Source organism: Mesorhizobium erdmanii USDA 3471, from assembly GCF_000472705.1.
Classification (GTDB): domain Bacteria; phylum Pseudomonadota; class Alphaproteobacteria; order Rhizobiales; family Rhizobiaceae; genus Mesorhizobium; species Mesorhizobium erdmanii.
In genome coordinates, this window is sequence record NZ_AXAE01000012.1 from 159,720 (window position 1) to 172,414 (window position 12,695).

Sequence of the window (12,695 nt, forward strand, 5' to 3'; positions counted from 1 at the left end):
CTCCTCGTCTTTCCAAGGGAGAGACCGATGATCCGCAAGCTGAAGGACGGAAAGTTCCGGCTTTACTCGCGCAAGAAGGACGAGAAGACGGGCAAGCGGCGGAACCTGGGGACGTTCGAGACGCGTGAGGCCGCCGAGAAGCACGAGCGCGAGGTACAGTATTTCAAGCGGCATTGAGGGGCGTTGTCTGCCTTCTCCGCTAGAAATGATGATGCGCGACACGCTGCGGTCATCGCCTGACACACCGGTGTTGACCTGCGGTGTTGACCTGCCCCGTCCGTGTTGGCTGCAACGTGCCGCGACACGGCCGTTGTGCCGACGAATGACGGCGCGTGCCTGACGCCTGCCGCCAGGCGAAGCAGTACGCTTTCACCCCCTCAGATTTTTTTCGCCATCCTCTTGAAGAGGATTTTCACCCCTCCCAAATCGTTTTTCGTCGAGGCTCCAGGGCTCGACATTCAATATCGTAGACGTTGAAACCCATGTTGCTTTTCGGAGGATATGGACATGAGAAGCTTTGACTACGCACCCCTCTATCGCACGACGGTCGGCTTTGACCGCCTTTTCAACATGCTCGACAGCGGCCCGCGCCCGGACTGGCCGCCTTACAACATCGAGAAGATCGGCGAGCACGACTATCGCATCACAATGGCGGTGGCCGGATTCAGCGAACAGGAAATCGAACTGACGCAGCACGGCCCCGAACTCATCGTGACCGGCCACAAGAACGCCGAGGATGAAGGGCGCCAGATCCTGCACCGTGGGCTCGCGATCGGCGATTTCAAGCAGGTCTTCCGGATCGCCGACCACGTCAAGGTCAAGGCGGCGACGCTGCGCGATGGGCTTCTGTCCATCGAGCTGGTCCAGGAAATTCCGGAAGAATTGAAGCCGCGCCGCATCCCCGTCGGCGGCGGGTCGGTCTCGGCCGAGGCGTCGAACGACACCGCTCGAATTGCCGGCGATGGCCGCGCGGGGCGCAAGGCCGCCTGACCCTGAATTAGCAGAAGCTGCGGTTCGCCTCCCGGCATGGCCCGGGAGGCCGTAATTGCGGAGACAGGAGATGACTAGAGAATTCGACACATCAACCAAGCCGAACACCAACTTTTCGAGCCGCCTCGGCGCCGGCATGCGCTTCCTTGTCCCTGGCGACGTGCTCAGGGACGCGGCGCTCTCGACCGCCGAGAAAAGAGCCATGCTGTCGTTCTGGGCTTCCGATGCGAACGTCGTTGCCGATGCGCCGTCGCTGCGTCAGCTGGAAGGTGGCATCGCGGTCGGGATCGACGACATCCTCAAAGCCCTGAAATCCCTCGATACGCCACCCGCGATCGGCACAAGGTGGCCCCGAGCGCTCGACCGCCGACGCAGCGCTGCCCGCCGGTGGTTCCGCCGCCCGGGCCCGAACGATGACGATGATCCGCCGCCCTCTCCGGCATGTGTGATGTATCCACGGCGCGGGGGTGGCGGAGCCGTCGCGGTTCCAGAACCGGCTTACGCGTAAGGGCGGCGTTCTTGGCATCGGCGCCAAGCTGGTCGCGGCAAAAGAGCTCGACTTTATGCGGGGCGCGGATGGCGAGGTCCACGCAGTGACCAGCTGGACGGTGGCGGAGCGCATCCTTCCGGACAGAACTCAGCCACCGAAGCCGGGCCTTCAGGAATAGGATGAGCGAACAGCCTCAGTTTTATCAAATATGCAAGCGTTTCATTTACCAAGTTCTTTGAGAAATTATAAAATACATCAGCAAATTCAATGGTCAAAAACGATAGGAATATATGCGCGTTGACTGATAAAAGAACTTGTGTACATTAAACACGCCGAAGCAAATCGGTGCACGCAGACTTGCGTTGATCTCAATTCTCATTGTTTAAACATTCTTTTTGCGTGTAAACAACGCATGTCTGCCTTTTGAGTGAGGGAAGACAATGGCTGGAAAGCTCGCAACTTACTTGACAGATATCGCCAAAGACCACGCTAAAATGACCACCTTCAAGGCGGACCCTTATAGCGCGATGAACGGTGCTGGCCTGTCAGACAAGGAAATCACTGCTGTTCTGAGCAAGAAACCTGAACTGATCAGCCAGGCGATCGGAGGCCGGGGCGGCCTTGCCGCGGCGGATGCAGATACCACGGTCGTCGTCGTGGTTCTCTGACTGTTTTCGAACGACGACAGCTTCCTAGAAGCAGTTTTTGGCCCGTACAAGCCTATCGGAATTGCACTCGAACACTGTGTGCGGGCCAGCTTTCAACCAAAGGTCAGCGCTACCGCCCGTCGAGACCGACTTGGTTGGTTATAGTTTCTCGCCAGGGTTTTGTACCAACGTGTGCATCCGCACCACAGGAGGTCATTGTGAAACAGATCGCTTCCGGCGAATTAATCGTCGTCGGTACCGGCATCGGACTGGCGGGGAACATGACGGCCTCGACGGAATCCATCATCATTCAGGCGGAGAAGCTACTGTATGTCGTGGCAGACGTGGCAACCGCCGCCTACCTCGAGCAGTTGAACAGCACGGCGGAATCCATTTATTCCCTGTATGACGAGAGTCTTGACAGGATCGACACCTATTACAAGATGACCGAATGCATATTAGGCCATGTCCGGGCCGGGCTAAAAACGTGCGCCGCCTTTTACGGGCACCCCGGCATCTTCGTCTTCCCGGCTCACGAGGCCGTCCTGAGGGCCCGGGCGGAAGGCTATCGTGCCGAAATGAAGGCGGCCGTTTCAGCCGAAGATTGCCTTTTTGCCGATCTTGGCATCGATCCTGGGCGCGTCGGCTGCCAGTCATTCGAGGCAACCGACTTTCTGGTGTATGATCGCATCTTCGATCCGAACAGCCTGCTCGTCCTGTGGCAGGTCGGGGTTATCGGCCAAATCGGATTTCGCAGGCAGTTCCCTATCGGACACAATATCGAAGTGCTCAAAGAAGCGCTTCGTGCGCATTATCCAGCGGATCATCACGTAATTGTCTACGAGGCAAGTGTGCTGCCGGTATGCGACCCCATCATTCGCCCGTTCCGCCTTGACAAGCTGGACCCCAGCGCGTTGTCGCCGATCTCGACACTCGTCGTGCCTCCGCTGTCGAGCCGGCGCGGCCCTAACATCGATATAGTTCGCAGACTGGATATCCCGGAACGCTATATTCTGAAGCGAGCAGAGGATCCGTCACTATACGATCCGGCAAAGCCGGGCGCGCTCGTAGACTGGCCGGCAACGGTCTGATGGTAGATCGGTTGGGACGATTTCGAAGCCAGTAGTGTCGAAAAGGGACCGCTACCGGACAGGTATGAGTCAAAAAATGACAAGACCCGCCGGACAGGTCCACCGGGTTCGGAACCGAACGTCGGCATCGAGCGTCCCCGGATTTCACCGCATCGGGATTGACGCCAGAAGACCAGGAGTGGGCCCGGCAACAACGGGCCCGCTCCGCTTTCTGGCACTTGCCTCTTCAGCTCTGGGCGTGCGGCTCATTCCTTGGCCGGCTCTTCGTAGATGCCGATGATCAGCAGCCACGCGCCCGAAATGAGGAAGGCGAACAAAACGATGGTTCCAAGGGCCGCGATGTAAAGCCCTATGCCGCGTCCGAGAACCAGCAGAAACGCGCCGATGACTTCGGCGAGGTAGCACACCGTGCCGCCCGCGAGCCGGGGCACGGTCAGCCCGATGGAGCTCATCCCCGACTTGATGGCGACGACATAGCCTCTGACAAAGATGAAGGTCGCGACGACCCATAGCAAAAGCCATTCGAGGCCGAGTGTTAGAAGATACTGACCGCCCAGAAGCGCTAGGCTGCAGGCCATGAAAATCGCACTGAAGCCTGACAGCATATTGATGGCCCGGTTCTTGTGCGTCGTGTTGCGGACTATGCGTTCGGGATTGATCGAGATGGCGACGAAGATCAACCCGGCCAGCCCCGCCGCGCCGCCGCCCACCATGATGAAGAAATTGGTCCATTGATCCAACATGACTTGCCCCTCAGGCCCGCGCTTCAGGCGGCTCGACGGACGCGCAGGCTAGCATAGCTGCGTTCTCCAACTCCACGGTGCGAGACAGCCAATTGTGAGGTTCCGTAATTTGCCCGACGGGCCCGGGATCTTGCGGCTTGGCGGTGCCCATCATCGAGCAATCAAAACCTGCCGAAATGGATGGCTGCTTTGGCTGGCGCTTCACCCGAAAACGGACCGACCGCTTCCGGCCCCCTGCGAGAGGGCCATGCGTAACTCTCTAGCGGTCGCCAATGGCCCTTTTCCGACCTTCCAATTTTTCACGAGATGCCAAGCAGCCACCCGCATTAACCATTCGTTAACCATTCCCTCGCTAGCGTTTACCTCTCAGTAAGGATTCGCCAGCCGTGACCTTTGCCGCTCCCCTCGAGGCCAAATCCATTCGCTTTCGCGCCCGCTCTTTCGTCGCTTTCACGCTGACGCCGGAGGCGCCGATTTCTGACTGGCTGGAGGGGCTGGATCACTGGATCGGCAATTCGCCGGGGTATTTTTCCGGGCGGCCGGTGGTGCTCGATCTCAACATGCTGAAGCCTGGCGCGGACGAGATCGCTTTGCTGGTCGCTTCGCTCGGTGGGCGCGGTATCAGGGTCTATGCCATCGAGCTCGACGGCGCCTCGCTCGGGCCGGAGCTGCCGCCACTGCTTTGCGGCGCCAAGGAGGCGACGACCGACGGCCTGCTGCCGCAGCCGGGCCGCAAGGGCAAGATCGATGCCGCCGATGAGGCCGGCAAGGCCGAAGCGGTGTTTACGGAACGCGGCAAGGACGGCAAGAAGCTCGATGAGGGCAAGGCGGAGGCTGGCAAGGCCGAGGTTGGCAAGGGCAAAGCGGTCAAGGCGACGGAGGCTGGTGCGGCGGAAACGGTTCAGGCCGGCACGCTGATGATCAAGTCGCCGATCCGCTCGGGCCAGTCGGTCTTTCATCCGCATGGCGATGTCATCGTGCTCGGCTCGGTCGCTTCGGGCTCGGAAATCATCGCGGCTGGCTCCATCCATGTCTACGGTACGCTGCGCGGCCGCGCCATCGCGGGTTCGCAGGGCGACCGGTCGGCGCGCATCTTCTGCCGCCGCAACGAGGCGGAGATGATCTCGGTCGACGGCTGGTACACGACGGCGGAAGAGATGGACGGCGTCTCGCGCGGCAAGGCGGTGCAGGCCTTCCTCGAAGGCGACATGCTTGCCGTCGTGCCGCTGAACTAGGGCGGCACGATGGAACCCCCCTTTTTTCCCGCTCCTGCCGCCCCGCAAGGTTCGGACCGGCTTGGCGTGGGATTATCGACAGGTTTTGACGGATACCGGTGCGCGAGCACGGCACAACAACAACAATCGGCGCAGGAGGCTTTTTCATGGGCAAGGTAGTGGTGGTCACTTCGGGCAAGGGGGGCGTCGGCAAGACCACCTCGACGGCGGCGCTCGGTGCCGCCGTGGCCAAGACCGGCAAGAAGGTGGCGCTGGTCGATTTCGACGTCGGCCTGCGCAACCTCGACCTGATCATGGGCGCCGAGCGCCGCGTGGTGTTCGACCTCGTCAACGTCATCCAGGGCACGGCGAAGCTGTCGCAAGCGCTGATCCGCGACAAGCGGGTCGACACGCTGTTCCTGCTGCCGGCCTCGCAGACGCGCGACAAGGACGCGCTGACGGAAGAGGGCGTCGGCGAGGTCATCGACAAGCTGCGCTCGGTGTTCGACTATGTGTTCTGCGACAGCCCGGCCGGCATCGAGCGCGGCGCGCAGCTCGCCATGCGCTTTGCCGACGAGGCGGTCATCGTCACCAATCCGGAAGTGTCGTCGGTGCGCGATTCCGACCGCATCATCGGCCTGCTCGACGCCCGCACCATGCGCGCCGAACAGGGCGAGCAGATCGCCAAGCACGTGCTGGTCACCCGCTACGACGCGGCGCGGGCCGCGCGGGGTGAAATGCTCAGCATCGACGACGTGCTGGAAATCCTGTCGGTGCCGCTGCTCGGCATCATTCCCGAGAGCCAGGATGTGCTGCGCGCCTCCAACCTCGGTTCGCCGGTGACGCTGTCGGAACCACTCAACACGGCCGCCAAGGCCTATCTGGAAGCGGCACGAAGGCTGGAAGGCGAAGACCTGCCGGTCATCGTGCCCTTCGAACGCAAGGGCTTCCTCGACAGGCTGCTCGGAAGGAGGGCCGCATGAGCATTCTCGACCTCTTCAAGCGGCGCACCAGCGCGCCGGTGGCGCGCGAGCGGCTGCAAGTGCTGCTCGCCTATGAGCGCCGCAGCCGTGGCCAGCCCGATCTCGTCTCCGTCCTGCGCGAGGAGATCCTGGCGGTGATCGCCAAGCACGTGCAGATCGACCAGGATTATCTGCAGGTCTCGATGGACCGCGGCGAGACCATGTCGACGCTGGAAATCGACATCCAGATCCCCAACAAGAGCGCCGTGCCGCTGGCGATGGCGGGCTAGCGCCGACGCCTTTCCTCGCCCCTTGGGGGGCTAGGTTCTGCCAGGTTTGCGCGGCGAGGTATTTCAAATGCCGAGCCAGGCGCCCCCCTCTGTCCTGCCGGACATCTCCCCCACTAGGGGGGAGATTGGCTGTCATCGCGGCCTTCGCTAATCGGCTACGTTGAAAGACAAGCGGCGAGATAGAGGCTACTGATCTCCCCCCTAGTGGGGGAGATGGCCGGCAGGCCAGAGGGGGGCGTGCCCCGCCGACATTGCCTTTTCACACCGGTCAAACACCACCGTCTGCGCCAGCCCACCACCCTGGCGGTTCTCCAGCGTCACCGTCCCCCATAGCGCTCGATGATTTCCTTGGCGATGGCCAGACCGGGCGGCGGTGCGGAGGGGAGGCCGGCGCCGCATCCGGAGAGTGAGCTGATGGGCGCCGGCCAAGGCGGATCGACAGGTCCGCCGCGAAGGCAAGATAGTGCTGGCGTGCACTGAATGGCATTGGTGCGATCGCGCAGGGTTGCCATGGCCGCGTCCCCGGCCTCTGATTCGGACGGCCGAAGGCCGTACCCGGAATCGCTGCCCGGACCTCGTCAATCCTGCGGTTCATGCTGGTAAAGCTCGTCCATGGTAAGCGATGCCAGGGCGCCGAAAGGCGCCTGCTTTTTGACCCGGCCGCCGCTCAGGATCACCACGTCGTCGCAGAACGAGATCGTGCTGTGGTGGTGGCTGATGACGATGGTCGCGCGGCGGCCGGCTCTCGACTTCAGGGTCTCGACAATGGCCGCTTCCGACAGCCCGTCCACCGCATTTGTGGCTTCGTCCAGGATGAGCAGATCGGGATCGCGCACCAGGGCCCTGGCCAGTGCGATCCGCTGCCTCTGTCCCGCCGACAGGTTGACACCTCTGTAGCCGACGAGTGTCTTGTAGCCCTCAGGCAGCCGTTCGATGAATTCATGCGCTTCGGCCAGTCTTGCGGCGCGCTCGGCGTCGCCGCCGGTGGCCGCGTCCTGCCCGTAGGTTATGTTCTCAAAAATGGTGCCATCGACCAGTTCCAGCTCCTGGCTGGCCAGTGCGATGTGCCGCCGCCATTGGCTGGCGTCGATCCGGTCGAGTGGCGATCCATCGACGAGGATCCTGCCGGTGTCCGGTTCCACGAAGCGGCACAGCAGATTGACGATCGTCGTTTTGCCGGCGCCAGAGCGACCGATCAGCGCCGTCGAGCGGCCGCCGCGGATTTCGAACGTCGCCGCATGCAGCACAACTTCACGCCGGTCCGTGCTGGAATAGGTGAACGTCACGTCATCGAACTTGATGCCTTGGCGCAAACCGTGGAACGGCCCGTCGCCTTGCGGCGGCCTGGGCTTGCCTGTGGGATCCAGCATCCATGTCACCTCTTCAAGCGATCCGCTGAGGCCCTGCAACTGGCTCCACGAGCCTTGCAAGGCCCGCATGTGCGGCTGCAGTCGGTAAAGCAGGATGACGAAGGCGATGATCAGCGGGAAACTCACTTGCGCGTACCAGGCGCCGATCACCACCGCCAGAAACAGCATGGCGTGGAGAACCTCCGTCAGCGGCGGCAACGCTCCCTGGCGGACCTGCAGGACGAAGGAGGCGTGGCGAACCGCATCGGATGCCGTGTCGAATATCGCCTTCTCCCGGCTCTCCTGTCCGAAGATGCGGATCAGGCGTCCGGCATGCACCAGATGGAGCATCTGCGAGGCGAGGTGGCCGTTGCGCGAAGCGACGCTGCGGCTCGGCTCTTTCAGATTGGCCGAGAGGACGGCGTGCGCGAGCTGGACGAGCGCCAGTCCGAGCGTGACCAACAGCGTCATGCGCCACGACAGCAGGAGCAGGAAAGCCAGCAGGATGATGGCGGCCGATGCGCTGACGATGGCCGACAGCATGATCTGGATCGCATCCGATGCGCGCCAGGATTCGTTGGAAATGATGTTGAGCAGCCGTCCGGGACTCTGCCGCAGGAAGAATGGGTAGCCGACCCGCAAGAGCTGCTCCGACAGTGCGCCGCGGATCGAATGACTTGCCTTGCCAGAGATGAAAGTCGTCAGCAGCGTGTTGGCGAAGGCGAAAACGTTCTTCAGGATGATCGAGCCGAGGATGGCGACCGAAATGGCGGCAAGCCGGTCGCGCTCGCTCAAGCCTGATCCGATTTGCTGGAGGACCGCGGAGAAACCGGCCATTCCCGCCGCATCCCCGTGTCCCATGATGATGCCCAGCAACGGGATGATCAGGCCGATGCCGAACCCTTCGAGCACGGCGCTCACCAGCCCGAGAACCACCACGGCCGGAAGCAGGCGCAGTTGCCGCTTTCCGAACGTGCGGAACAGCATCGGCAGGCTAGGCGGAAGCAATGGCATCAGAGCGGTTCACCTCGTTTGGGCATCTGCTTGTTGATCCTGCCACACCGGCTCGGCCCGCGGACGCCTCGCCAGCTGGAGAACCGCGAATCTGGCCGCGCCGAGCAAATTCATGGCGACGATCGGCCAGTGCGGCAGATTGAGTTCACGATCGAACGCAGGCCCGCCCGCCAATTCCCGGAAAGCCCCTCTCGCGGCCCAGTAGAAATGGCGAAGCAGCCAGGGCGCATGGCGACCATGTTTCAGGCAGAGCCCGCCATTGCCCAGGCTGTAGTCACGGTGGAGCTTTTCGATGGCTTTGCGATCCCGCCGGCCGTGATGATGGAATATCGTCATGTCCGGCACATACTCGACCGCGATGCCGAGCAACGCCGCTCGCACGAGGTAGTCGGTATCCTCCGCCGACCGCAATGGCCCGCCCGCGCCGAAGCGTTCGTCGAAATAGCCGATACGGGCCGCGACATCGCGGTGCATCGTCATGTTGCAGCCCAGCACAAAACCGCCGGGGTGAACATCTGGCGTCAGCCGCTCGCGCACCCGCGACCGCTTGATCGTGAACGGCAAATCCCTGGGGTCGCCCAGCTCGACACGGCCTCCCCGGATAAGCCACTGTTCCCCGGACGAATAATGTCGCTCCAGATCGCTGAGATAGTCGCAATGCACCGCGCAATCATCATCGACGAAGACCAGCACTCGGCCCCGCGCGCGCCTCAACCCGGCGTTGCGGGCAGCCGCCAATCCGGGGCGTGGCTCGCAAACGGGCGTCAGTGGAATGTCCGACGTGTCGGCGATGCTGGCCAGGCGTTCCGCCGTGCGGTCGCTCGAGCCATTGTCGACGACGACCAGCTCGGCCGCGAAGCCGGCATGGGCGCGGCACGCGGCCTGCACCGACTTGATGCAGGCCTCGAGCACCGTAACGCGGTTGCGCGTGCAGATGATGAAGCTGACTTCCGGCGCCACTCGTTCCGGTCGCGGCACGGCGCCAAGCACCGTCGAACGATCGCGCCGCGCAGCTTGGTGGGCTTTGACGGTCATCCCTCTAACCCACCTGATAAGATGCCAGAACCGCCGCGGCGGGCGCGGATTTGAAGAAGTATTCCACGGCGTCCGCCTGCTTGCCGGCCGATAGCGAAGCGCGGCTGAGCCAGGGCGCCCAGGCGCCGGGCCGCAGCGCATATTGCTCGCGGCGCCGGATGACGTTCCACTTCGCGGTCAGCGTCAGCAATTCATGCGTCAGCGGGGGCTGCTTTTCGTCGGCGACGAGCTGGTAAAGGAAATAGAACAGATTGAGCGCGCCGGCCTCGAAGCTCGGCCGCGTCTCGGCCGGCAGGGAGCAAATCCGCTCCTCCAGCGCGACGATGAAGTTGGCCGCGCGGGTAACCGCGTCGAGGCTGACCGCTTCGCCGATGTCGCGCAGGTCCCGCGTGGCTTCCGCGAGGCCCTCGCGCTCGAGGTTCTCGGCCACGATCCGCAAATGCGTCCTGCGCATCTCCTTGCTGTGCCGGCTGGTCACGCTTGCCTGATGGATGCGGTAGACGACCAGGTTTTCGGGCATCATGGCCGCCGGGTAACGGCCGGCCAGCCGCCTGAAAATATCGAAATCCTCGGCGTGCCGGTAGGTCTGGTCGTAGTGGAGGACGTCGTCTTCGATGACCTTCCTGTTGTAGACGACCGTCGGGTGCATGAAGATCGTGAAGAACATCGCCAATATGGGGATGCGGCCGAACTGCAACACCGGATCGGGCTTGCCCCTGGCGATGCGGCCGCGGATCAACATGTCGACGCCGGCACCGCAGAAGCCGAGCTCGGGCCGTCGCTCGAACAGCGCCACCTGGCGCGACAGGCGCCAGGGATAGGCGATGTCGTCCGCGTCCATGCGCGCGACCAGTTCGCCCCGGGCGATTGCCAACCCCTCGTTGAGCGTCGCGACGAGGCCACGGTTTTCACGCGAGATGATCGAGACGCGGCTGTCGGCCTCCCGGTATCGCTCGAGGATCTCGAGCGAATTGTCGGTCGACCCGTCGTCGATCGCGATGACCTCCAGGCGGCCGTGGTCCTGCCGCAGAATGCTTGCCAGCGCGGCGGCGAGATAGGGTCCGGCATTGTAGACCGGCAGCAGGACGGAGACGAGCGGAGCGCCAGTCATCGTCTCGAATCCGTTCGCTGGAGGTCGAGCGATGGCGTGCGGCCATCGGGCGATCCGACGGCCGCCCTCGCGAACCAGCCGGCATGGCTGGCCTGCGGGGCATCGGCGCGCGCGACATAGGGGAAGTGGCGCTTGAGCCTGTTGAGCGGCCTTTCGAACACCACCCAGGAAATCGAGGCCACGACAATCGTGGCGGTGCTCGCAACCAGGAGCCGCCCTGGCCCTTGCTGCGAGACGTTGAGCGGAATCCAGGGCTGCGACTTGACGGCGAGCGACAGCAATATCGGATGATAGAGATAGACGCCGTAGCTGATGCGGCCCAGAGCCAGCAGCGGCGGCAGTTCCGCAAACCCGCCAAGGGTGCCGCCAAGGCCGCGCGAACAGGCGGCGACGATTGCCATCAGCGGCACCAGGGGCAGGACTTGCAGCAGCAGCCAGTGGGCCCATTCCAGCGTCGGGTCGGGAGGCGCCGGGACAAACCACTCGATCATCAGGAACGCGGACGCGAAGGCGGGCCAGCCCAATCGCATCCACCGCGGCGGGTCGGCTCCCCTGGACCGCCAGCAGGCAAGCAGGGCGCCCGACGCGAGCGCATCCATCGATGCCGGTGGCAGCAGGTCGCGCGCCAGCGCCGGGGTGGCGGTGACCGGCCAGTAGAAGCGATAGGCGAGCGACAGCAGGATGACGCCGATGCAGATCGACTCAAAGCGCCGGCGTGGGGCCAGCAGGACGACCAGTGGCCAGGCAACATAGAACTGCTCCTCGATGCTCAGGCTCCACAAATGGCACAGCACCCAGGGCGTCCAGTCATTGCGCAGCGCATACCAGAAATTCGACAGATAGAGCGCATGCCAGACCAGCGATCCCCTGGACTGTTCCAGGTCAAACAGCCAGACGAAGCCCAGGACGGCAAAATAGGGAGGGAATATCCGTAGCGCGCGCCTGATGTAGAAGGACCGCAGCGCGGGGCGGGGTTCGAACGCGGCGGCCGCGCGCGCCTCCAGAAGCAGGCGCGTGATCAGGAAGCCGCTCAGCACGAAGAACAGCCGCACACCGATGTGGCCCCAGAAGGAAGATCCTCCAGCCGCGAAGAAATGGGAGTACAGCACCATCGTCACGGCGATGGCCCTCAGTGCATCCAGTTGGATGTCGCGGGCGTTTCCCATCAGTGGCTTGCGCCCGCGCGATGTCCGGTGCCTGCGCGATGTCCGGCCGCTTGGGCCGGCAGGCCAAGACGGACGAGACCTGCCATGACGCTGGTATCTTCAGATCCGCGCTTTGCGCGTCCGCCCGAACCGGGTTCGAAATCGACGGATGGCCAGCTCAAGCTGATCAACCTGGCGCAATCCTCCACGGCGTATGTCCAGTCGCAAAACGAGGCCCCCAGCCGATGGTTCGTTCAAGGCATTGTGCAGCGCAACACAAAAAATTTACCAGGCTGAAATACTTAGGTGAGCAAGCGCTAAAAATCGACAAACCGCCCCAGCTTTTGCGCCCTCGGCGATTTTCTTCCGCGCTTCCATCTGTCATTCAAGCTGTATCGATTGCCCGTTTTTTGGCCGATTGCTGCCTTGGGAAATAAAACTCTCGAAGTATTCGTCAAATGATACTTGGAATTGGAGAGTCTATATTTTTACCATATGAACTAGATCGCGTCCGAGCGGTGAATGAATTGGAAACATTGGGTTTTTGCGGTGCAGCAAAATCGCTGGTTGCCCGCATGGCTTGCTTCCTTGAAAACAGGCATTCCGCCCAACTG

The 12,695-nt window shown here is 62.7% G+C and carries 14 protein-coding genes; 9 read left to right on the forward strand and 5 right to left on the reverse strand.

Features of this window, described 5'->3' with window-relative positions:
• The first annotated feature begins 27 nt into the window (after window positions 1–27).
• The 5 genes from A3AU_RS1000000139760 (at window position 28) to A3AU_RS01000000135100 (ending at window position 3,218) form a co-directional block, all read left to right on the forward strand.
• On the forward strand, window positions 28–177 hold the full coding sequence (locus tag A3AU_RS1000000139760; RefSeq protein WP_154674547.1) for a hypothetical protein: 150 nt from the start codon (window positions 28–30) through the stop codon (window positions 175–177).
• 330 nt (window positions 178–507) lie between these two features.
• Entirely contained in the window at window positions 508–990 is a 483-nt protein-coding gene (locus A3AU_RS0108145; protein ID WP_027052356.1) for an Hsp20 family protein, read from the forward strand.
• A gap of 70 nt (window positions 991–1,060) precedes the next feature.
• Window positions 1,061–1,498 (forward strand): hypothetical protein, encoded by a 438-nt coding sequence (locus tag A3AU_RS0108150; protein WP_027052357.1) that lies wholly within the window; start codon window positions 1,061–1,063, stop codon window positions 1,496–1,498.
• A gap of 422 nt (window positions 1,499–1,920) precedes the next feature.
• The gene (locus A3AU_RS1000000138860) at window positions 1,921–2,148 is read left to right on the forward strand and encodes a hypothetical protein (RefSeq protein WP_154674548.1); all 228 of its coding nucleotides are present in this window, start codon (window positions 1,921–1,923) and stop codon (window positions 2,146–2,148) included.
• A gap of 197 nt (window positions 2,149–2,345) precedes the next feature.
• Window positions 2,346–3,218, forward strand: coding sequence for an SAM-dependent methyltransferase (locus A3AU_RS01000000135100; protein ID WP_209444639.1), 873 nt, complete (start codon window positions 2,346–2,348; stop codon window positions 3,216–3,218).
• 245 nt (window positions 3,219–3,463) lie between these two features.
• Here the strand turns inward: A3AU_RS01000000135100 and A3AU_RS1000000137230 are convergent, their stop codons facing one another.
• On the reverse strand, window positions 3,464–3,961 hold the full coding sequence (locus A3AU_RS1000000137230; RefSeq protein WP_154674549.1) for a hypothetical protein: 498 nt from the start codon (window positions 3,959–3,961) through the stop codon (window positions 3,464–3,466).
• Window positions 3,962–4,347: 386 nt separating this feature from the next.
• Between A3AU_RS1000000137230 and minC the strand changes: the two genes are divergently transcribed.
• From minC to minE, 3 genes are all read left to right on the forward strand, one after another.
• Window positions 4,348–5,196 (forward strand): septum site-determining protein MinC, encoded by an 849-nt coding sequence (minC, locus tag A3AU_RS0108170; RefSeq protein WP_027052358.1) that lies wholly within the window; start codon window positions 4,348–4,350, stop codon window positions 5,194–5,196.
• 146 nt (window positions 5,197–5,342) lie between these two features.
• A complete protein-coding gene (minD, locus tag A3AU_RS0108175) occupies window positions 5,343–6,158 on the forward strand; it encodes a septum site-determining protein MinD (RefSeq protein WP_027052359.1) in 816 nt (271 codons plus the stop codon).
• Window positions 6,155–6,427, forward strand: coding sequence for a cell division topological specificity factor MinE (gene minE, locus A3AU_RS0108180; protein WP_027052360.1), 273 nt, complete (start codon window positions 6,155–6,157; stop codon window positions 6,425–6,427). The genes minD and minE overlap by 4 nt, the downstream gene beginning before the upstream one ends.
• 578 nt (window positions 6,428–7,005) lie before the next feature.
• On the opposite strand, the gene A3AU_RS0108185 is transcribed toward minE, so the two are convergent.
• Genes A3AU_RS0108185 through A3AU_RS0108200 form a run of 4 tightly spaced genes read right to left on the reverse strand, consistent with a single transcriptional unit; the run spans window position 7,006 to window position 12,102 of the window.
• Window positions 7,006–8,790, reverse strand: a complete 1,785-nt coding sequence (locus A3AU_RS0108185; protein ID WP_032916994.1) for an ABC transporter ATP-binding protein — start codon at window positions 8,788–8,790, stop codon at window positions 7,006–7,008.
• Window positions 8,791–8,799: 9 nt separating this feature from the next.
• On the reverse strand, window positions 8,800–9,825 hold the full coding sequence (locus A3AU_RS0108190) for a glycosyltransferase family 2 protein (RefSeq protein WP_027052362.1): 1,026 nt from the start codon (window positions 9,823–9,825) through the stop codon (window positions 8,800–8,802).
• Between the two features lie 4 nt (window positions 9,826–9,829).
• Entirely contained in the window at window positions 9,830–10,936 is a 1,107-nt protein-coding gene (locus A3AU_RS0108195) for a glycosyltransferase family 2 protein (protein ID WP_027052363.1), read from the reverse strand.
• A complete protein-coding gene (locus A3AU_RS0108200) occupies window positions 10,933–12,102 on the reverse strand; it encodes an acyltransferase family protein (protein ID WP_027052364.1) in 1,170 nt (389 codons plus the stop codon). The genes A3AU_RS0108195 and A3AU_RS0108200 overlap by 4 nt, the downstream gene beginning before the upstream one ends.
• Window positions 12,103–12,186: 84 nt before the next feature.
• On the opposite strand from A3AU_RS0108200, the gene A3AU_RS01000000135110 reads away from it, so the two are divergent.
• Window positions 12,187–12,378, forward strand: a complete 192-nt coding sequence (locus A3AU_RS01000000135110; RefSeq protein WP_032916995.1) for a hypothetical protein — start codon at window positions 12,187–12,189, stop codon at window positions 12,376–12,378.
• Window positions 12,379–12,695: the final 317 nt, after the last annotated feature.